The following is a 16,956-nucleotide window of genomic DNA, read 5'->3' as shown; positions in this document are numbered from 1 at the left end:
GGTTAGTTTTCGTCTTCCTTGGTCAGAGAGAAACCAAGGCTGTCCAGCTTTGCCATGACCTCTTCGAGAGACTTGCGGCCCAGATTGCGGACCTTCATCATCTCGTCCTCGCTCTTGCCGATGAGGTCACCAACCGTGTTGATGCCGGCACGCTTGAGGCAGTTGAAGGAACGGACGCTCAGGTCCAGCTCCTCAATCGTCATCTCCAGTGCCTTCTCACGGCCCTGGTCGTCGTTGTCCACCATGATCTCGGTCTCGCCGGTCTCATCGCAGAGGTTCACGAACAGGTTCAGGTGCTCGGTCAGCACGCGCGCCGCCAGGCTCAGGGCCTCCTGCGCATTGCAGGTGCCGTCGGTCCAGACTTCCATAATCAGCTTATCGAAGTCGGTGATCTGGCCCACACGGGTACGATCCACCGTGTAGTTGACCTTGAGGACGGGGGTGTAGATGCTGTCCACAGGCAGGGTGCTGATGTCGTTCTTCTCGATCAGCGCCTGCTTGTTCTTCTCAGCAGGAACGTAACCGCGGCCCTTGTCAAAGGTCAGCTCCATGACCAGCTTAGCGCCCTCGCCCAGGGTGGCGATGTGCCACTCGGGGTTCAGGATCTCGAGGTCGTCGCCGCCCTTGATGGTGCCGGCAGTGACCTCGCAGGGGCCGACGGCCTCCACGCGGACGGTCTTGGGGGCTTCGCCGTAGATCTTGGCAGCGATGCCTTTGAGGTTCAGGACGATTTCGGTGACATCCTCACGCACGCCCTCGATGGTGGTGAACTCATGCACCACACCGTCGATCTTGACGCTGGTGACAGCCACACCGGGCAGAGAGGACAGAAGCACACGACGCAAGCTGTTGCCCAAGGTCGTGCCGAAGCCGCGCTCGAGGGGCTCGACGACGAACTTACCGTAGCGGCCATCCGGGGAAAGGGCAGCCGTTTCGATCTTGGGGCGTTCGATCTCCATCATAAAAACCCTCCTTGTTAAGCCGGTGCCCGAAGGCACCGGTTCGGTTGGAAAAATCGTAGAAAACAGTTAAGAGGATTACTTGGAGTACAACTCGACGATGAGGTGCTCTGCGATGGGCACATCGATGTCCTCACGAACGGGCAGCTTGGTGACAGTGCCCTTCAGGGCGTTCTTGTCACGCTCCAGCCAGGAGGGCAGCAGCACGACAGGAGCCTCCTCGCCCAGCAGCTTGCTGAACTTGACGGAGGAACGGCTGGACTCGATGACTGCGATCACATCGCCCGCCTTGACCTGGTAAGAGGGGATGTTGACACGCTTGCCATTGACAGTGAAGTGGTTGTGGGAAACCAGCTGGCGGGCGTCGCGGCGGGTCTTGGCAAAGCCCAGACGGTAGACGACGTTGTCGAGACGGCGCTCGACGAGGACCAGCAGGTTGACACCAGTCTGGCCGGGCATGCGGGAGGCCTTCTCGTAGTAGGTATGGAACTGGTTCTCCAGGATACCATAGACGAACTTGACCTTCTGCTTCTCGTTCAGCTGGGTGGCGTACTCGCTCTTCTTCTTTCTCATCTGGCCGCCGGGGTTACGATTGGTGGTCTTTTTGCCATAACCCATAACAGCAGGAGAAATGCCGAGAGCACGGCAGCGCTTAGCGATAGGTTGGGTATTCTTAGCCATATCTCATGTTCTCCTTTCAATCAAACGCGGCGGCGTTTGGGCGGGCGGCAGCCATTGTGGGGGATGGGGGTCACGTCACGGATCATGGTGACCTCCAGGCCGGTTGCCTGCAGGGCGCGGATGGCGCTCTCACGGCCGGAACCGGGGCCCTTAACGTAGACCTCAACGGTCTTCATGCCATGCTCGATGGCGGCCTTGGCAGCGACCTCAGCAGCGCTCTGCGCAGCGTAAGGAGTGCTCTTACGGGAGCCACGGAAGTTCAGCGCACCAGTGCTGCACCAGGAAACGGTGTTGCCCTGGGTGTCGGTGATGGTCACGATGGTATTGTTAAAGGTGCTCTGGATGTGAGCAGCACCGGCGCTGATATTCTTGCGCTCTTTTTTCTTAGTGCGGGTTTTTGCCGCAGTAGCTTTGTTAGCAGCCATGTCTCAGTTCCTCCTTACTTCTTTTTGTTAGCGACAGTGCGCTTGGGACCTTTGCAGGTACGCGCATTGGTCTTAGTGCGCTGGCCGCGGCAGGGAAGACCCTTGCGATGGCGCACACCACGGTAGCACTGGATCTCGGTCAGACGCTTGATGTCAAGCGCGACGTTACGGCGCAGGTCGCCTTCCACCATGATGTTGTTTTTGTCGATGTAGTCACGGATCTTGGCCTCTTCATCAGCGGTCAGATCCTTGACGCGGGTATCAGGGTTAATTCCGGTACCGGCGAGAATCTCGTCGGCAGTGGACTGGCCAATGCCGTAAACATAAGTCAGACCAACCTCGATCCGCTTCTCGCGAGGCAGATCAACACCAGCAATACGTGCCATAAAGCACCTCCATTAGTAACATCCCATGTCCTGGTCGGGGCCTGCGCCGGGAATCTACGCACTTGGCCCCCAAGCGTTTTGGGTACGGTTTCCGCGGAATGCTCCGCGGACCTTTAGCCCTGACGCTGCTTATGCTTCGGATTGGCGCAGATGATCATCACGCGGCCTTTGCGCTTGATGACCTTGCACTTCTCGCAAATGGGTTTCACGGAAGGTTTTACCTTCATGATGTTAACCTCCTTTATAACACAAGGCGCTTCTTACTTGGAACGCCAGGTGATCCGGGCTTTGGTCAGGTCGTAGGGAGACATTTCCATCGTGACCTTGTCGCCGGGCAGGATGCGGATGAAGTTGGTCCGCAGCTTGCCGGAAATGTGAGCCATAACCACATGGCCGTTGGGCTTACCCTCTTTGTTGAGGAGTTCAACCTTGAACACAGTGTTGGGCATGGCCTCCCGAACGATACCTTCTACTTCGATGACATCTTCTTTAGACAAGCTGATTGCCTCCTTGAAGGGTTCCGTCAGTTCTGCGCCGCGTCATAGGCGCGGATCGCATCCCTGAGTTGTTGATCGCTTTTCAGAAGCTCGTTCTCAAGAACGGTGGTCGTAGGTGCAACGTGCTGCTTCTTTTTGCGCTTGGGGTTGTCCAGCTTGCGCAGGTCCCCGTCCGCGAGCAGAAGCATCTGTTCTTCCACAGCCAGAACAGCCAGTGTGCGGGTCTTATCCCGCCCGGCTTTCGAGCGGACCAGTTGGCCTTTTACAAAGTCCATCCGGGTTCCTCCCAGCCGTGGGTCAGGACCTCGGCGCCAGCCGTGGTGATAGCCATGGTGTGCTCAAAGTGAGCCGCCAGGCCGCCGTCACACGTCTTGACCGTCCAGCCGTCCTTCAGCGTCTTTACCGCGTACTTGTACTGGCATACCATCGGCTCAACGGCAATGCACATGCCCGGCACCAGACGCGGACCGCGTCCGGCATTGCCGAAGTTCGGGACCTCCGGGTCCTCGTGCAGCTCCTTGCCGACACCGTGGCCGACGAAGGTACGCACGACGGAGAAGCCGTTCTCCTCGACATAGGACTGTACAGCGTGACCGATATCCCCTACCCGATTGCCGCCGCACGCCATCTCAATGCCGCGATGCAGGCTTTCTTTGGTAACATCCAGCAACCGCTGGGCCTCGAGGTCGATCTTGCCGCACGCATAGGTGCAGGCATTATCGCCGTTGAAGCCGTCGATCTTGCAGCCGGTGTCGATCGAGACGATATCGCCGGGGCGGATCTGCTGCTGTTTGTTGGGGATGCCGTGAATGACCGTGTCATTCACGCTGATGCACGCCGTGGCCGGGAAGCCGTACAGGTGCAGGAAATTGGGTCTTGCACCGTGGCGCACGATAAAGTCATAGATGATTTTGTCGATCTCTGCGGTAGTGATACCGGGTTCAATCGCTTCGCCGCCAGCCTTCAAGGCAGCAGCGCTGATCGCGCATGCCTTACGCATTTTCTGCAGCTCGGCAGCGTTTTTGATTTGGATCATGGATGATTAAGCCTCCAAAAGCTTGAGAAGGAACGCAGTCGTGGCCTCGATGGAACCCTGGTCGGGTACCTCCACAAGCTTGCCGCGCTGGCGATAGAACTCGACCAGCGGCTCGGTCTGCTCATGGTAAGCCTTCAGGCGATCCAGTACGGTGGCAGGCTCATCATCCTTGCGGATGGCAAGCTCACCGCCGCAGCGGTCACAAACGCCCTCTTTGGCACTGGGTTTGTTGACGATGTGGTAGCTGGCGCCGCATTTTGCGCAAACACGGCGGCCGGACATGCGGCGGGTGATGGCCTCGTCGGGAACGATCAGGTTCACGACCTTGTCGATCTCCACGCCCATCTGCTCCAGGGCCTCGCCCTGGGCAATCGTGCGCGGCATACCGTCGAGGATAAAGCCCTTCGCGCAGTCAGGCTCGGCCAGGCGCTCCTTCACGATGCCGACGATCACGTCGTCAGGCACCAGAGCACCGGCGTCCATAAAGCCTTTTGCCTTTTTGCCCATCGGGGTGCCGTCCTTGACGGCGGCACGCAGAATGTTGCCGGTGGAAATGGTCGGGATGCCCAGCTTATCGCAGAGGATCTCTGCCTGAGTACCCTTGCCGGCGCCGGGGGCGCCCAAAAGGATCAGTTTCATCGTACATTCCCTTTCTCTTATTCCAAGAACCCTTTGTGGTAACGGGCGGTCATATAGCCTTCCAGAGAACGGCCGGTCTCAAGCGCCACACCCACGACGATCAGCAGCGTAGTACCACCCAGCTGGATGGAGGTGCCGGTGATGTTGCCGAGGATGATGGGGAAGCCTGCCACGATGGCCAGGAAGACCGCGCCGATCAGAGTGATCTTGGACAGAGTCTTCGTGATGAAATCGCTGGTGGGCTTGCCCGGACGGATGCCGGGGATGGTGCCGTTGTTCTTGCGGAGCTGGTTGGCAATGTCCACGGGGTTGTACTGGATCGCAACGTAGAAGTAGTTGAACGCAACGATCAGCAGCACGTAAACGATGAGGTAAAGAGCGCTGTTGTAATTGAACACGCTGAAGAAAGCGTACAGCGCCGGATGCGAGGAAGCATCCAGATTGATGAACCGGAAGATCAGACCGGGCAGGCTGCACAGCGTCGAGGCAAAGATGATGGGCATAACGCCGGTCATATTGACCTTGATGGGGATGTAGCTGGCCTGACCGCCGTACATCTTGCGGCCCATAACGCGCTTGGCATACTGGACCGGAATGCGGCGCTCCGCGTTCGTCAGGATGACGACGAAGAGCACGGCGACCAGGGCCAGGACGACCAGCAGGGGCAGCATGATGTAGAAGAACGGCTCACCGTTCTGGGCGCGGGCCAGAATGTTGGTCGTAGCAGTGTAGATGCTGGACCAGCGGGCCACGATGCCTGCGAAGATCATCAGCGAGAGACCGTTGCCGATACCCTTGGAGTCGATCTGGTTGCCCATCCAGGTGCAGAGCTGAGAGCCCGCCGTGAAGGACAGCACGATAACGACTGCGCTGAAGATGCCCGCAAAGCCCTCCGTGTAGGACAGAGCGCCCATATTGCGGATGATGAAGTAGTAGCCGATGGACAGCATCAGACCGATGCCCGCGCCAACATAGTTGGTGATGCGGCGCATCTTGCGCTGGCCCTCCTCACCTTCCTTGGCGAGGTTTTCCAGATACGGAATGGCTACCGCCAGCAGCTGCATAATGATGGAGGCATTGATGGCGGGCTGCACACCCAGGGCGAACAACGTGCATTCGCTCAGAGCGCCGCCGCTCATCATGTTCAGGTACTCCAGCATATCGCCGTTGCCGCCGGCGAACATCGAGGTAAGTGCGCCTGCGCTGATGTACGGCACAGGGAGCGCACAGCCGAGACGGAACAGAACGAGGATCAGAAGGGTGAACAGAAGACGCTTGCGCAGATCTTCAATCTTCCATGCGTTACGGAAGGTTTCCAGCACCTTACATCACCTCAGCCTTCCCGCCTGCTTTCTCGATTTTTTCCTTGGCGGAGGCTGTATAAGCAGCGACCTTGACATTCAGAGCCTTGGTCAGCTCGCCATTGCCCAGCACCTTGACGCCGTCCAGCGTCTTGGAGATGATGCCGGCCTTCAGCAGTGCCTCGGTATCAACGGTAGCACCGGCCTCGAACTTCTCGAGGTCAGACACCTTGATGGTAACATACTTGGTTGCGAAAATGTTGTTGAAACCGCGCTTCGGCAGACGACGCTGCAGAGGCATCTGGCCGCCTTCGAAGCCAGCCTTCTTGACGCCGCTGCGGGCCTTCTGGCCCTTGTGGCCGAAGCCAGCGGTCTTGCCGTTGCCGGAACCAGCACCGCGGCCCTTGCGGGTCACGGCCTTACGGGCGCCGGCGGAAGCTTTCAGTTCGTGAAGTTTCATGCTTGCACCTCCTTGCATTAGCCCTTGGTCACGACGACCAGGTGAGCGATCTTGGCGATCTTGCCCTGGGTAGCCGCGTTGTCGGGCTGCTCGGTAACCTCACCGGGGCGGTTCAGGCCCAGGGAGTGCGCAACGGCGATCTGCTCTTTGCCGCGGCCGATCAGGCTCTTGGCGAGACGAATGGTAACTTTCTCCATTGTGGTACCCTCCTTAGCCCAAGATCTCGGCAACGGTCTTGCCGCGCTTAGCAGCGACGCTCTCGGCGTCGGTCAGGCCGCACAGGCCTGCGAAGGTAGCAGCAGTGACGTTGATGGGGTTGTTGGAACGCAGGCTCTTGGCGCGGATGTCCTTGATGCCGGCGCACTCGAGCACGGCACGGACGGGGCCGCCGGCCAGAACGCCGGTACCGGGGGCAGCGGGACGCATCAGGACGCGGCCTGCGCCGTACTCGCCGACGATCTCGTGAGGAATGGTGGTGCCCTTCAGGCAGACCTTGCGCATGTTCTTCTTGGCAGCGCCCTCACCCTTGCGGATAGCCTCGGGAACCTCGCCGGACTTGCCGACGCCGTAGCCGATGTTGCCCTTGCCGTCGCCCACAACGATCAGAGCAGCGAACTTCATAACGCGGCCGCCCTTGACAGTCTTGGAAACGCGGTTGATGGAGACGACCTTGGTGATCATGCCGTCATCTTCTTGTCTTCTCTGCATGGCCATTGTATCTTCTCCCTCCTTACAGCTTCAGACCGGCCTCGCGGGCACCCTCAGCGAGAGCCTGCACACGGCCGTGGTAAACGAAGCCGCCACGATCGTAGACGACCTCAGTGATGCCCTTCTCGAGGCACTTCTTGGCGATGTTCTCGCCAACCTTCTTAGCAGCTTCGACGTTGCCGCCGTAAGCGTTGAAATCTTTGTCCATGCTGGAAGCGCTGGCCAGGGTCACGCCCTGCTCATCATCGATGACCTGAGCGTAGATGTGCTTGGCAGAGCGGAAAACATCCAGACGGGGACGAGCAGCAGTGCCGCTGATCTTGCCGCGGACACGACGGTGGCGGCGCAGACGAGCAACGTTCTTATCAGCCTTGTTGACCATAATGTTTCTCCTCTCCTATTATTTACCCTTGCCGGCTTTGCCTTCCTTGCGGATGACATACTCGCCAACATAGCGGATGCCCTTGCCCTTGTACGGCTCGGGCGGGCGGACACCGCGGACCTCGGCAGCGAACTGGCCGACCTCCTGCTTGTCGATACCGGTGATGCTGAAATGCAGAGCATCCTTCAGCTCGATCTTGATGGTATCGGTGTCCTCAAACTCAACGGGATGAGAGAAGCCCAGGGTCAGGGTCAGCTTGCTGCCCTGCTTGGCGGCACGATAGCCGACGCCCTGAATTTCCAGATCCTTACGGAAGCCCTCGGTAACACCGACGACCATGTTATGGATCAGGGTGCGGGTCAGGCCATGGAGGCTGCGTGCCTCCTTCTCGTCATTGGGGCGGGTAACCAAAATCTCATTGCCCTCGACAGCAACAGTCATCAGAGGATGAAACTTGGAATGCAGGGTACCCTTGGGGCCCTTAACGGTGATAGCGTGCTCGGCCGCATCGACCTTCACTTCCACACCGGCGGGAATGACGATGGGTTTTCTTCCAATTCTCGACATTGTCTATACCCCTTTCTTACCACACAAAGGCGAGAACTTCACCGCCGACGTGAGCAGCGCGGGCTGCCTTGTCGGTCATGACGCCTTTAGAGGTGGAGATGATTGCGGTGCCCAGGCCCTTCATGACCTTGGGCATATCCTCGCAGTTGGTGTAAATACGCAGGCCCGGCTTAGAAACGCGCTTCAGGCCGGCGATGACCGGAGTACCGTTCTCCTGGTACTTCAGGGTCAGGGTGATGGTCCCCTGCTTATTGTCCTCGGTCACTTTCATACCCTTGATGTAGCCCTCGTCAACCAGAATCTGGCAGATCGCCTTCTTCAGGTTAGATGCGGGGATATCCACGGAAGGGTGTTTGGCAGTGCTAGCATTGCGGATGCGGGTCAGCAGGTCCGCGATAGGATCGGTGATTTGCATGCCACTAACCTCCTTAGGTTGTGTTTAAGAGTGTTGTTAATTCGTTCAGACAGAAGCAATCAAGGGCTTACCAGGAAGCCTTCTTGACGCCGGGGATCTCGCCCTTGTAAGCCAGCTCACGGAAGCAGATACGGCAGACACCGTACTTGCGCAGGTAAGCGTGGGGACGACCGCAGATCTTGCAGCGGTTGTAAGCGCGGGTCGAGAACTTGGCGGGACGCTGCTGCTTGAGCTTCATAGAAGTTTTTGCCATGTGAGTTCCCTCCCTTAGTTAGCGAACGGAGCGCCCAGAGCCTTCAGCAGCTCCTTGGCCTCCTCGTCGGTCTTAGCGGTGGTGACGAAGCAGATGTCCATGCCGCGGATCGCATCAACCTTGTCGAAGTCGATCTCGGGGAAGATGATCTGCTCCTTCAGGCCGAAGGCGTAGTTGCCGCGGCCATCGAAGGAGTTGCCGTTGATGCCGCGGAAGTCGCGAACGCGGGGCAGCGCGACATTGAAGAGGCGGTCAACGAACTCGTACATACGCTCACCACGCAGGGTGACCTTTGCGCCGATGGGCATGCCCTCGCGCAGCTTGAAGTTTGCAACGCTCTTGCGGGCCTTGCAGACGATAGCCTTCTGGCCGGTGATCTGGCCCAGGTCGGCGACGATGGCGTCGATGACCTTGGCGTTCTCCTTGGCCTCACCAGCGGCAACGTTGATGATGACCTTATCCAGCTTGGGGATCTGCATAACGCTCTTGTAGCCGAACTTCTTGTTCAGGGCCGGAGCGATCTCGTTGACATACTGTTCTTTCAAACGTGCCATTGTGTACTCCTCCCTTACAGTTCAGCGCCGCACTTGCGGCAAACGCGGACGGTCTTGCCGTCCTTGACAGAATGGCCCACGCGGGTGGCCTTGCCACACTTGGGGCAGACGGGCATGACCTTGCAGGCGTAGATAGCGCCCTCGGCCTTGACGATGCCGCCCTGCTCACCCTGACGGCGAGGCTTGACGTGCTTCGTGACCATGTTCAGGCCCTCGACAATGACCTTGCCCTCTTTCGGGGAGGTCTGCAGGACCTTGCCGGTCTTGCCCTTGTCCTTGCCGGAGATGACCATGACGTTGTCGCCGGTTTTAACATGAAGATTGTTCATTTAATTAAAACCTCCTTACAGCGATTCCGGAGCCAGGCTCAGGATCTTGGTGAAGCCGGCGTCGCGCAGCTCGCGAGCGACGGGTCCAAAGATACGAGTGCCCTTGGGGCTCTTGTCGGCCATGACGATAACGGCGGCGTTCTCATCAAAGCGGATGTAGGAGCCGTCGTCACGGCGCAGGCCGTGCTTGCTACGGACGATGACGGCCTTGACCACGTCGCCCTTCTTCACGGTACCACCGGGAGCAGCCTTCTTGACGCTGCAAACCACGATGTCACCGATGTTTGCGTATCTCTTGCGGGTACCGCCCAGTACACGGAAGCACATTAACTCCTTAGCACCGGTATTGTCGGCCACTTTGAGATAAGTTTGCATCTGAACCATCTTTCAGGTCCTCCTTTCAAAGTACCAGGCTGATTATTTTGCCTTCTCGATGATCTTCACGAGACGCCAGTTGACGTCCTTGGAGATCTTGCGGGTCTCCATGATCTCGACGCGGTCGCCGATGCCGGCTTCGTTGTTCTCGTCATGGGCCTTGAACTTCTTGGTGCGCTTCAAGATCTTCTTGTACAGAGGGTGCTGGACGCTGTCCTTAACAGCGACAACGATGGTCTTGTCCATCTTGTCGGAGACAACGACGCCCACACGGGTCTTTCTCAGATTACGTTCCATGCTTTACCCTCCCTCTTAAGCGTTCTTGGCATTCTTCTCAGCCAGGACGGTCATCACGCGGGCGATGTCCTTCTTAACGGCCTCGATGCGAATGGGGTTGTCCAACTGGTTGATGGCGTGCTGAAAGCGCAGGTTGAAGAGTTCGGCCTTCAGGTCCTTGAGCTGCTTGTTCAGCTCGACATCGGTCATTTCGCGCAGTTCAGTGGCTTTCATTCAGCGTCACCCTCCTTTACAGTGTCAAGCTCCTCGCGCTTGACGAATTTGCAGCGAATCGGCAGCTTGTGGCTGGCCAGACGCAGGGCCTCGCGAGCGGTCTCCTCGTTGACATCAGCCAGCTCGAAGAGCACGCGGCCCGGCTTGACGACGGCGACCCAGTACTCGGGGCTGCCCTTACCGGAACCCATTCGGGTGCCGGCCGGCTTCTCGGTAACGGGCTTGTCGGGGAAGATCTTGATCCAGACCTTGCCGCCACGCTTGATATAACGGGTCATGGCAACACGGGCTGCCTCGATCTGGTTGGAGGTGATCCAAGCCGGCTCGAGAGCGACCAGGCCGTAATCGCCCTGGTTGACCTTGTTGCCGCGCATGGCCTTACCGGTCATGCGGCCGCGCTGGACGCGGCGATACTTAACACGCTTCGGCAGTAACATTACTGTTTGCCTCCTTCCTTCTTGGCGGGGGCTTTGGCGCCCTTCAGGATCTCGCCTTTGTAGATCCAAACCTTGACGCCGACCTTACCGTAGGTGGTGTTGGCCTCAGCGAAGCCGTAGTCGATGTCAGCGCGCAGAGTCTGCAGGGGGATGGTGCCCTCATGGTAGCTCTCAACGCGGGCGATGTCCGCGCCGGCCAGACGGCCGGAGCAGGTGACCTTGATACCCTTGGCAGGCGTGGCGCTGCGGTCACGGGGCTGCATGGCATTGCGGATGGCCTGCTTCATAGCGCGGCGGAAAGCGATGCGGCGCTCCAGCTGGGAAGCAACGTCCTCAGCAACGAGCTGTGCATTGGTGGTGGTGCCCTTGACCTCAATGATGTTGAGGTTGACGGCCTTGCCGGTCAGCTTTGCCAGCTGCTTCTCGATCTTGGCGCTCTCAGCACCGCCCTTGCCGATAACGATGCCCGGCTTTGCGCAGAAGACATTGACCTTCACGCGGGGGGCACCGGTCTGGGAGTCGACGGTACGCTCGATCTCGATCTTGGGAACGCCGGCAGCGTACAGCTGCTTCTTCAGGGTCTTACGGATCTTGTAATCCTCGACCAGGGTGTCGCCGAATGCCTGCTTAGAGGTAAACCAGCGGCTGTCCCAATCTTTGATAACACCCACGCGCATGCCGTGGGGATTGACTTTCTGGCCCATTTGTTTACCTCCTTACTGTTTCTCTTTCAGCACAACAGTCATGTGGCTGGTGCGCTTCAGGATGCGGTATGCACGGCCCTGTGCGCGAGGCATGATGCGCTTGAGCGTGGGGCCGGGGCAGACGTAGCATTCTGCGACGTAGAGATTGTTGCGATCCATGTTGAAGTTGTTTTCCGCATTAGCGGCAGCAGAATTCACCAGCTTGAGAAGGGGCTCGCAGGCGGCCTTCGGGGTGTACTGCAGGATAGCCAGCGCTTCGTCCAGGGGTTTGTTACGGATGAGGTCCATCACGATCGAAACCTTGCGGGGACTAATGCGGGCGTAACGGAGAATAGCCCGTGCTTCCATTCGATGTTCCTCCTCTCTTATTTGCCGGCGGTCTTAGCGCCGACGTGGCCGGTGAACTTGCGGGTAGGTGCAAACTCGCCCAGCTTGTGGCCAACCATGTCCTCGGTAACGTACACGGGCACATGCTTGCGGCCGTCATGGACGGCGAAGGTGTGACCGACGAACTCGGGGAAGATGGTGGAGGAGCGGCTCCAGGTCTTCACGACGCTCTTCTTGCCAGCCTCGTTCAGAGCCTCAACCTTCTTGTACAGGGAAGGCAGAACGTAAGGGCCCTTCTTAGTGCTTCTAGACATTGTTCAAAAACCTCCCTTAGCCGTTGGCGCGCTTGACAATGAACTTGTCGCTGCGAGCCTTGTGTTTGCGGGTCTTCAGGCCCAGAGCGGGCTTGCCCCACGGAGTACGCGGGCTGGAATGGCCAACCGGAGCGCGGCCCTCGCCACCACCATGAGGATGGTCGCAGGGGTTCATGACGGAACCACGGCTGCCGGGGCGGACGCCCATGTGGCGCTTGCGGCCGGCCTTGCCGAGGTTGACGTTCTCGTGGTCGAGGTTGGAAACAACGCCGATGGTGGCGATGCAGTTCAGACGAACGTTGCGCATCTCACCGGAGGGCAGACGGACCAGAGCGTAACCATTCTCCTTAGCCATCAGCTGCGCCATAACGCCAGCGGAACGGACCAGCTGGCCGCCCTTGCCGGGATACAGCTCGATGTTGTGGATCATGGTACCAACGGGGATGTTCTCGAAGGGCAGAGCGTTGCCGGGCTTGATGTCAGCGTTGGGGCCAGCCATGATGGTGTCGCCAACCTTCAGACCATCGGGAGCCAGGATGTAGCTCTTGGCGCCGTCCTCGTACTCAACGAGTGCGATGAAGGCGGAACGGTTCGGGTCATACTCCAGCGTCTTGACGGTGGCGGGGACATCAAACTTGTTGCGCTTGAAGTCGATGACACGGTACTTGACGCGGTTGCCGCCGCCGTGATGGCGGACGGTGATCTTGCCGGTGTTGTTGCGGCCGGCATGCTTCTTCTTGGACTCGAGCAGGCTGCGCTCCGGATCGACCTTGGACAGCACGCTGTAGTCAGTAACAGTCATGCCACGGCGACCGGGGGTAGTCGGCTTGTACTTCTTGATAGCCATGTTGATCTCCTTGTTGTTATCTTATGAATTTTTATCGGGGTCATATCCCCATAACCGAACCCCTCGGCGGGGTCCTCAAGACGGCCTTGCGGCCATCCGGTCATCAAACCATGGAGTTGAAGAACTCGATCTCCTTGGAGTCGGCAGTCAGGGTGACGATGGCCTTCTTGCTCTTGGCAGTGTAGCCGGCGTGCATGCCCTGGCGGCGATAACGACCACGGACGGAGATGGTGTTGACCTTGGCGACCTTCACGCCGAACAGCTCTTCAACAGCGTTGGCGATGTCGATCTTGGTGGCGTCGGTAGCGACCTTGAAGGTGTACTTCTTGTCAGCGATGCCAGCCATGGAGTTCTCGGTGATGACGGGGGCGAGAACGATGTCCTGTGCGAATTTCATCACGCATATACCTCCTCAAGTTTCTTGGCAGCGTCAACGCTCAGGATGAGCTTGTCGGCGTTGACAACATCGTAGGTGTTGATGCCGGTAGCGGCGGTCTGGACACCGGGGATGTTGGCGGCGCTCTTGACGAACTTGGCGTCCAGAGTGTCATTGACGATCAGGTTCTTCTTGCCTGCGCCGACAGCGGCCAGGAAAGCAACGACGGTCTTGGTCTTGTACTCGTCAGCGGCGATCTTGTCGACCAGGATCATGTTGCCGTTGGCAGCCTTGTCAGACAGGGCGCTGAGCAGAGCCAGACGCTTGACCTTCTTGTTGATGGTGTAGTAGTAGCTGCGGGGCTTGGGGCCCAGAGCAACACCGCCGTGGGTCCACTGCGGAGCACGGATAGAGCCCTGACGAGCGTGGCCGGTGCCCTTCTGGCGCCAAGGCTTCTTGCCGCCGCCGCGGACTTCCTTGCGGATCTTGGTGTTCTGGGTGCCCTGGCGCTGGTTGGCCAGGAAGTTGACGACTGCCTCGTGGACAGCCTTCTCGTTCGGGGTGATCCCGAACACGGCGTCGGAAAGCTCAACGGTGGAAACCTTCTTGCCGTTCATATCGACGACATCAAACTGTGCCATTGTGTTTTCCTCCTTTACGCTTTCACGCTGTCGTGGATGGTCACGACCGAGCCCTTCGGGCCGGGGATCGCACCCTTGATCGCGATCAGATTGTTCTCAGCATCGACTTTAACGATGCTCAGGTTCTGGACGGTCACGCGGACCGCACCCATGTGGCCGGGCAGACGCTTGCCCTTGAACACGCGGGACGGGCTGGAAGTGGAACCGTTAGAACCGGCATGACGTGCAACAGGGCCGGTGCCGTGGCTCTCACGCAGGCGGTGCTGGCCAAAGCGCTTGATAACGCCCTGATAGCCCTTGCCCTTGCTGGTGCCGACAACGTCAACCTTGTCGCCCTCTGCGAAGACATCAGCCTTGAGGATGTCGCCGACGTTGACGGCAGCGATGTCATCAAAACGGAACTCACGCAGGGTGCGCTTGGGAGCGACGTCAGCCTTGTCGAAGTGACCCTTGGCGGCCTTGTTGACCTTCTTGGCGCTCACTTCGCCGTAGCCCATCTGAACAGCCTGGTAGCCGTCAGACTCAACGGTCTTCTTCTGCACGACGGTGCAGGGGCCGGCCTCGATGATGGTGACCGGAACGACCTTGCCGTTGGCGTCGAACAGCTGGGTCATGCCCAGCTTCTTGCCGATGATACCTTTTTGCATTGTGTTTGTCCTCCTGTAAAGGTTATTGGTTGGTGGTTTCCCATCAACATGACCTCTCCGCTGTTTGCATTGCAGCGAGATGGTGCTTTACCGTGTCTTTCCATTACACGCCGACCGTTCACGGATCACGGCCGCGCGTATCGGCCATTATAATGTAGAAACTCGATTACAGCTTGATCTCGATGTCAACGCCGGCGGGGAGCTGCAGGCTCATGAGAGCCTCGACCGTCTTGTTGGACGGCTTCAGAATGTCGATCAGACGCTTGTGCGTGCGGGTCTCGAACTGCTCACGGCTGTCCTTGTACTTGTGGACAGCGCGCAGGATCGTGACGACCTCCTTGTCGGTGGGCAGAGGGATCGGGCCGGAAACGCGAGCGCCAGTGCGCTTAGCGGTCTCCACGATCTTCTGTGCCGCAGCATCGATCAGGGATGCATCGTAGCTCTTCAGACGGATTCTGATTTTTTCTTTGACTGCCATTGCATTCGCCTCCTATAAAATTTTGCGCCTTAGGCGAGCCGATAAATCACACACGTTTCCGGGTGTTCAACCTTTTCGCATGACAAAATCCGGTGAACCGTGTTCGCACAGTTCTCCCGGAAAGAATCATCACAAAGTAAGGTGAACATTGGTCCGCACCGCAGAATGCAGTGGCGTACATATCCCTTTGTTTCCGTAATTCTTTCGCCCGGTTCTAAGATCGGACATACTCCGCGGAAAAACCCGCCAGCCCTTCGGCTTTACGGCGGCAACCTCCCGCATCAACGCATATCGCGGCTTGCGCAGCTTGCTTATTCTGCACAAGCCTTCCGCAGCCAAGATGTATTATAGCACACGTCTCCCGGTGTTGCAAGTGTTTTTTGGCATTTTTATAAAATTTTTTTGAGAAATTTTTACGTTATGCCGAAAGTAGTGGAGGTTGTATGAGTTTTCAACAGAGTGCATGGTTTTTGGGGAAAGTTTGTTGGATTTGTGGGCAATTTGTAAGGAAATTGTCACTGTCTGCTCCTTGCCTCCCTCTGCGAGGGAGGTGGCCAAGGGGGTTAATTCGGCAGCTCCAGCACATCCACCCGCCAGCCATTCTCCGTCGGCACCAACCGCACCGTCGTCACAGTGGCTGTATCGGGCACAATCGTCTCCTCCCCTGCCCAGCCTTTAAAATCGTCGCTCTCGCAGGTCAGCGAGAGCTGCCAGAATGCAAGGCTGCCGTCGGGCTGCAGCTCCGGCTCGGTGAAAAGATGCCCGCAGTAGGCGATGTTGCCGCCGCGGTCACCGTCCAGCGTCAGGATAGTGTCATTTTCGCCCTCGGCAAAAGGTGCGGGGTCCATGCTCAGCATATCGTCCACCCAGGCATCGGAGTAGACCGTGTGCAGAAAGCTGCCGAACTCCGAGAACTTCGTGTAAAACGCGCCGTCCGCCGCGCGGTAGTTGAAAAACCCAACCGGCTCGTCCAGTTTCTCATAGGGCATAAAGCCCGCGTGCATCCCCCACCAGTGATATTGGAAGTAATACGCCGAGGCCAGCACCGCCCGGGCCTGCTTGTCCAGCGACGCGGGAACATCGCAGACTTCGGTGCGGTCATAGTAGCCTTCCACCCACGGTGCATTGACTGTGACCGTCACCACATTGTTCATGGGCAGGGTGTAGGGGTCGGCCTGTACTTTCAGGGCCCAGTAGCACCCAATGGCGCGGCTGTATTTGTCCTGCCAGTCCGGGTTCAACTCCTTTAAGTTTTCCACCGTGGTGTGGAAAATCTCCGCTGCTTCTTCCAGCGTCTTTGCATTATAGCAGAGCGTCACGCCGTCCGTGGGCCATGTGACCTGTTCCTGCGGTTGCGGCTTATGCGGAGCGCTGAACGTGTAGTCCGGCATCGTGCAGCCTGCACCGTCCCGCCAATCGTCGAAGGAGACCTCATCGTACACCGCCATCGTCGGCGCAGGCGTCGGGGACGGCGTGGCCGTCGGCTCCGGGGTCGGCTCTGCCGTAGGTGCGGGCGTTTCCGTCGGCACGGGGGTAGCCGCCACACTGTCCGCCGGGGCGGAGGCGCAGGCGGTAAGTAAAACAAGAGATACAAGAATCGGAAAATTTTTCTTCATATTGCGTACCTCATATTATAGTTGCCTTGTAGGGGCCGCACATGTGCGGCCCGCAGCTGTATGGCAGACGACCTCCTGCGGGAAGGCCGCGG

32 protein-coding genes are annotated in these 16,956 nt (G+C 58.5%); all 32 read right to left on the bottom strand.

The window, feature by feature from the left end; all coding sequences use genetic code 11:
- Positions 1-2: 2 nt before the first annotated feature.
- Complete coding sequence (locus tag B5D32_RS02855) at positions 3-962, bottom strand: DNA-directed RNA polymerase subunit alpha (protein ID WP_078783582.1); 960 nt, start codon at positions 960-962, stop codon at positions 3-5.
- Positions 963-1,037: 75 nt separating this feature from the next.
- Complete coding sequence (gene rpsD / locus B5D32_RS02850; protein WP_078783581.1) at positions 1,038-1,640, bottom strand: 30S ribosomal protein S4; 603 nt, start codon at positions 1,638-1,640, stop codon at positions 1,038-1,040.
- A 20-nt stretch (positions 1,641-1,660) separates the two neighbouring features.
- On the bottom strand, positions 1,661-2,065 hold the full coding sequence (gene rpsK / locus B5D32_RS02845; RefSeq protein WP_078783580.1) for a 30S ribosomal protein S11: 405 nt from the start codon (positions 2,063-2,065) through the stop codon (positions 1,661-1,663).
- Between the two features lie 14 nt (positions 2,066-2,079).
- Positions 2,080-2,451, bottom strand: coding sequence for a 30S ribosomal protein S13 (gene rpsM / locus B5D32_RS02840; protein WP_078783579.1), 372 nt, complete (start codon positions 2,449-2,451; stop codon positions 2,080-2,082).
- 113 nt (positions 2,452-2,564) lie between these two features.
- Complete coding sequence (gene rpmJ, locus B5D32_RS02835) at positions 2,565-2,678, bottom strand: 50S ribosomal protein L36 (RefSeq protein ID WP_078783578.1); 114 nt, start codon at positions 2,676-2,678, stop codon at positions 2,565-2,567.
- Between the two features lie 33 nt (positions 2,679-2,711).
- The gene (infA, locus tag B5D32_RS02830; protein WP_078783577.1) at positions 2,712-2,948 is read right to left on the bottom strand and encodes a translation initiation factor IF-1; all 237 of its coding nucleotides are present in this window, start codon (positions 2,946-2,948) and stop codon (positions 2,712-2,714) included.
- Between the two features lie 26 nt (positions 2,949-2,974).
- Positions 2,975-3,223 carry a KOW domain-containing RNA-binding protein gene (locus B5D32_RS02825; protein ID WP_078783576.1) on the bottom strand — a complete coding sequence of 83 codons (249 nt, stop codon included), beginning with the start codon at positions 3,221-3,223 and terminating at the stop codon, positions 2,975-2,977.
- Positions 3,211-3,984: a type I methionyl aminopeptidase gene (gene map / locus B5D32_RS02820; RefSeq protein WP_078783575.1), complete on the bottom strand. Its 774-nt coding sequence runs from the start codon at positions 3,982-3,984 to the stop codon at positions 3,211-3,213. The genes B5D32_RS02825 and map overlap by 13 nt, the downstream gene beginning before the upstream one ends.
- Positions 3,985-3,990: 6 nt before the next feature.
- Positions 3,991-4,623 carry an adenylate kinase gene (locus tag B5D32_RS02815; protein WP_078783574.1) on the bottom strand — a complete coding sequence of 211 codons (633 nt, stop codon included), beginning with the start codon at positions 4,621-4,623 and terminating at the stop codon, positions 3,991-3,993.
- Positions 4,624-4,640: 17 nt separating this feature from the next.
- Entirely contained in the window at positions 4,641-5,945 is a 1,305-nt protein-coding gene (secY, locus tag B5D32_RS02810) for a preprotein translocase subunit SecY (protein WP_078783573.1), read from the bottom strand.
- A gap of 1 nt (position 5,946) precedes the next feature.
- Complete coding sequence (rplO, locus tag B5D32_RS02805) at positions 5,947-6,384, bottom strand: 50S ribosomal protein L15 (protein ID WP_078783572.1); 438 nt, start codon at positions 6,382-6,384, stop codon at positions 5,947-5,949.
- Between the two features lie 17 nt (positions 6,385-6,401).
- Complete coding sequence (gene rpmD / locus B5D32_RS02800; RefSeq protein ID WP_078783571.1) at positions 6,402-6,581, bottom strand: 50S ribosomal protein L30; 180 nt, start codon at positions 6,579-6,581, stop codon at positions 6,402-6,404.
- Between the two features lie 13 nt (positions 6,582-6,594).
- A complete protein-coding gene (rpsE, locus tag B5D32_RS02795; protein WP_078783570.1) occupies positions 6,595-7,098 on the bottom strand; it encodes a 30S ribosomal protein S5 in 504 nt (167 codons plus the stop codon).
- A 16-nt stretch (positions 7,099-7,114) separates the two neighbouring features.
- The gene (gene rplR / locus B5D32_RS02790) at positions 7,115-7,474 is read right to left on the bottom strand and encodes a 50S ribosomal protein L18 (protein WP_078783569.1); all 360 of its coding nucleotides are present in this window, start codon (positions 7,472-7,474) and stop codon (positions 7,115-7,117) included.
- Positions 7,475-7,492: 18 nt separating this feature from the next.
- Complete coding sequence (gene rplF / locus B5D32_RS02785; protein WP_078783568.1) at positions 7,493-8,041, bottom strand: 50S ribosomal protein L6; 549 nt, start codon at positions 8,039-8,041, stop codon at positions 7,493-7,495.
- Positions 8,042-8,057: 16 nt separating this feature from the next.
- Positions 8,058-8,456: a 30S ribosomal protein S8 gene (gene rpsH, locus B5D32_RS02780; RefSeq protein WP_007047282.1), complete on the bottom strand. Its 399-nt coding sequence runs from the start codon at positions 8,454-8,456 to the stop codon at positions 8,058-8,060.
- Positions 8,457-8,523: 67 nt separating this feature from the next.
- Positions 8,524-8,709, bottom strand: coding sequence for a type Z 30S ribosomal protein S14 (locus tag B5D32_RS02775; RefSeq protein WP_040917788.1), 186 nt, complete (start codon positions 8,707-8,709; stop codon positions 8,524-8,526).
- Positions 8,710-8,723: 14 nt separating this feature from the next.
- Positions 8,724-9,263 (bottom strand): 50S ribosomal protein L5, encoded by a 540-nt coding sequence (rplE, locus tag B5D32_RS02770; RefSeq protein WP_078783567.1) that lies wholly within the window; start codon positions 9,261-9,263, stop codon positions 8,724-8,726.
- 14 nt (positions 9,264-9,277) lie between these two features.
- Complete coding sequence (gene rplX / locus B5D32_RS02765) at positions 9,278-9,592, bottom strand: 50S ribosomal protein L24 (protein ID WP_078783566.1); 315 nt, start codon at positions 9,590-9,592, stop codon at positions 9,278-9,280.
- 15 nt (positions 9,593-9,607) lie between these two features.
- Positions 9,608-9,976: a 50S ribosomal protein L14 gene (gene rplN / locus B5D32_RS02760; protein WP_007047286.1), complete on the bottom strand. Its 369-nt coding sequence runs from the start codon at positions 9,974-9,976 to the stop codon at positions 9,608-9,610.
- Between the two features lie 33 nt (positions 9,977-10,009).
- Positions 10,010-10,264, bottom strand: coding sequence for a 30S ribosomal protein S17 (gene rpsQ, locus B5D32_RS02755; protein WP_078783565.1), 255 nt, complete (start codon positions 10,262-10,264; stop codon positions 10,010-10,012).
- A 15-nt stretch (positions 10,265-10,279) separates the two neighbouring features.
- Positions 10,280-10,477: a 50S ribosomal protein L29 gene (rpmC, locus tag B5D32_RS02750; RefSeq protein ID WP_078783564.1), complete on the bottom strand. Its 198-nt coding sequence runs from the start codon at positions 10,475-10,477 to the stop codon at positions 10,280-10,282.
- Positions 10,474-10,914, bottom strand: coding sequence for a 50S ribosomal protein L16 (gene rplP, locus B5D32_RS02745; protein ID WP_078783563.1), 441 nt, complete (start codon positions 10,912-10,914; stop codon positions 10,474-10,476). The genes rpmC and rplP overlap by 4 nt, the downstream gene beginning before the upstream one ends.
- A complete protein-coding gene (rpsC, locus tag B5D32_RS02740) occupies positions 10,914-11,618 on the bottom strand; it encodes a 30S ribosomal protein S3 (protein WP_078783562.1) in 705 nt (234 codons plus the stop codon). Before rpsC ends, rplP begins: the two co-directional genes overlap by 1 nt.
- A gap of 12 nt (positions 11,619-11,630) precedes the next feature.
- The gene (gene rplV, locus B5D32_RS02735) at positions 11,631-11,966 is read right to left on the bottom strand and encodes a 50S ribosomal protein L22 (RefSeq protein ID WP_078783561.1); all 336 of its coding nucleotides are present in this window, start codon (positions 11,964-11,966) and stop codon (positions 11,631-11,633) included.
- Positions 11,967-11,983: 17 nt separating this feature from the next.
- Positions 11,984-12,259 carry a 30S ribosomal protein S19 gene (gene rpsS, locus B5D32_RS02730; protein ID WP_078783560.1) on the bottom strand — a complete coding sequence of 92 codons (276 nt, stop codon included), beginning with the start codon at positions 12,257-12,259 and terminating at the stop codon, positions 11,984-11,986.
- Between the two features lie 16 nt (positions 12,260-12,275).
- The gene (rplB, locus tag B5D32_RS02725; RefSeq protein ID WP_078783559.1) at positions 12,276-13,106 is read right to left on the bottom strand and encodes a 50S ribosomal protein L2; all 831 of its coding nucleotides are present in this window, start codon (positions 13,104-13,106) and stop codon (positions 12,276-12,278) included.
- Positions 13,107-13,209: 103 nt separating this feature from the next.
- Complete coding sequence (gene rplW / locus B5D32_RS02720) at positions 13,210-13,503, bottom strand: 50S ribosomal protein L23 (protein ID WP_078783558.1); 294 nt, start codon at positions 13,501-13,503, stop codon at positions 13,210-13,212.
- Positions 13,503-14,123: a 50S ribosomal protein L4 gene (gene rplD / locus B5D32_RS02715; RefSeq protein WP_078783557.1), complete on the bottom strand. Its 621-nt coding sequence runs from the start codon at positions 14,121-14,123 to the stop codon at positions 13,503-13,505. Before rplD ends, rplW begins: the two co-directional genes overlap by 1 nt.
- Positions 14,124-14,137: 14 nt before the next feature.
- Complete coding sequence (gene rplC, locus B5D32_RS02710; protein WP_078783556.1) at positions 14,138-14,770, bottom strand: 50S ribosomal protein L3; 633 nt, start codon at positions 14,768-14,770, stop codon at positions 14,138-14,140.
- Positions 14,771-14,936: 166 nt separating this feature from the next.
- A complete protein-coding gene (gene rpsJ / locus B5D32_RS02705; protein ID WP_078783555.1) occupies positions 14,937-15,248 on the bottom strand; it encodes a 30S ribosomal protein S10 in 312 nt (103 codons plus the stop codon).
- Positions 15,249-15,811: 563 nt separating this feature from the next.
- The gene (locus B5D32_RS15360; protein ID WP_078783554.1) at positions 15,812-16,864 is read right to left on the bottom strand and encodes a hypothetical protein; all 1,053 of its coding nucleotides are present in this window, start codon (positions 16,862-16,864) and stop codon (positions 15,812-15,814) included.
- Positions 16,865-16,956 lie beyond the last annotated feature (92 nt).

The organism is Gemmiger formicilis, from assembly GCF_900167555.1.
Lineage (GTDB): Bacteria > Bacillota > Clostridia > Oscillospirales > Ruminococcaceae > Gemmiger > Gemmiger formicilis.
The sequence above is the reverse complement of the archived record's forward strand: the minus strand, read 5'-3'. Positions and strand labels throughout refer to the sequence as shown.

Coding starts and splice junctions, on each gene's coding strand:
- B5D32_RS02855 (WP_078783582.1), bottom strand. CDS start 962: ATGATGGAGATCGAACGCCCCAAGATCGAAACGGCTGCCCTTTCCCCG.
- rpsD (WP_078783581.1), bottom strand. CDS start 1,640: ATGGCTAAGAATACCCAACCTATCGCTAAGCGCTGCCGTGCTCTCGGC.
- rpsK (WP_078783580.1), bottom strand. CDS start 2,065: ATGGCTGCTAACAAAGCTACTGCGGCAAAAACCCGCACTAAGAAAAAA.
- rpsM (WP_078783579.1), bottom strand. CDS start 2,451: ATGGCACGTATTGCTGGTGTTGATCTGCCTCGCGAGAAGCGGATCGAG.
- rpmJ (WP_078783578.1), bottom strand. CDS start 2,678: ATGAAGGTAAAACCTTCCGTGAAACCCATTTGCGAGAAGTGCAAGGTC.
- B5D32_RS02825 (WP_078783576.1), bottom strand. CDS start 3,223: ATGGACTTTGTAAAAGGCCAACTGGTCCGCTCGAAAGCCGGGCGGGAT.
- map (WP_078783575.1), bottom strand. CDS start 3,984: ATGATCCAAATCAAAAACGCTGCCGAGCTGCAGAAAATGCGTAAGGCA.
- B5D32_RS02815 (WP_078783574.1), bottom strand. CDS start 4,623: ATGAAACTGATCCTTTTGGGCGCCCCCGGCGCCGGCAAGGGTACTCAG.
- rplO (WP_078783572.1), bottom strand. CDS start 6,384: ATGAAACTTCACGAACTGAAAGCTTCCGCCGGCGCCCGTAAGGCCGTG.
- rpmD (WP_078783571.1), bottom strand. CDS start 6,581: ATGGAGAAAGTTACCATTCGTCTCGCCAAGAGCCTGATCGGCCGCGGC.
- rpsE (WP_078783570.1), bottom strand. CDS start 7,098: ATGGCCATGCAGAGAAGACAAGAAGATGACGGCATGATCACCAAGGTC.
- rplR (WP_078783569.1), bottom strand. CDS start 7,474: ATGGTCAACAAGGCTGATAAGAACGTTGCTCGTCTGCGCCGCCACCGT.
- rplF (WP_078783568.1), bottom strand. CDS start 8,041: ATGTCGAGAATTGGAAGAAAACCCATCGTCATTCCCGCCGGTGTGGAA.
- rpsH (WP_007047282.1), bottom strand. CDS start 8,456: ATGCAAATCACCGATCCTATCGCGGACCTGCTGACCCGCATCCGCAAT.
- B5D32_RS02775 (WP_040917788.1), bottom strand. CDS start 8,709: ATGGCAAAAACTTCTATGAAGCTCAAGCAGCAGCGTCCCGCCAAGTTC.
- rplE (WP_078783567.1), bottom strand. CDS start 9,263: ATGGCACGTTTGAAAGAACAGTATGTCAACGAGATCGCTCCGGCCCTG.
- rplX (WP_078783566.1), bottom strand. CDS start 9,592: ATGAACAATCTTCATGTTAAAACCGGCGACAACGTCATGGTCATCTCC.
- rplN (WP_007047286.1), bottom strand. CDS start 9,976: ATGGTTCAGATGCAAACTTATCTCAAAGTGGCCGACAATACCGGTGCT.
- rpsQ (WP_078783565.1), bottom strand. CDS start 10,264: ATGGAACGTAATCTGAGAAAGACCCGTGTGGGCGTCGTTGTCTCCGAC.
- rpmC (WP_078783564.1), bottom strand. CDS start 10,477: ATGAAAGCCACTGAACTGCGCGAAATGACCGATGTCGAGCTGAACAAG.
- rplP (WP_078783563.1), bottom strand. CDS start 10,914: ATGTTACTGCCGAAGCGTGTTAAGTATCGCCGCGTCCAGCGCGGCCGC.
- rpsC (WP_078783562.1), bottom strand. CDS start 11,618: ATGGGCCAGAAAGTCAATCCCCACGGCATGCGCGTGGGTGTTATCAAA.
- rplV (WP_078783561.1), bottom strand. CDS start 11,966: ATGGAAGCACGGGCTATTCTCCGTTACGCCCGCATTAGTCCCCGCAAG.
- rpsS (WP_078783560.1), bottom strand. CDS start 12,259: ATGTCTAGAAGCACTAAGAAGGGCCCTTACGTTCTGCCTTCCCTGTAC.
- rplB (WP_078783559.1), bottom strand. CDS start 13,106: ATGGCTATCAAGAAGTACAAGCCGACTACCCCCGGTCGCCGTGGCATG.
- rplW (WP_078783558.1), bottom strand. CDS start 13,503: ATGAAATTCGCACAGGACATCGTTCTCGCCCCCGTCATCACCGAGAAC.
- rplD (WP_078783557.1), bottom strand. CDS start 14,123: ATGGCACAGTTTGATGTCGTCGATATGAACGGCAAGAAGGTTTCCACC.
- rplC (WP_078783556.1), bottom strand. CDS start 14,770: ATGCAAAAAGGTATCATCGGCAAGAAGCTGGGCATGACCCAGCTGTTC.
- rpsJ (WP_078783555.1), bottom strand. CDS start 15,248: ATGGCAGTCAAAGAAAAAATCAGAATCCGTCTGAAGAGCTACGATGCA.
- B5D32_RS15360 (WP_078783554.1), bottom strand. CDS start 16,864: ATGAAGAAAAATTTTCCGATTCTTGTATCTCTTGTTTTACTTACCGCC.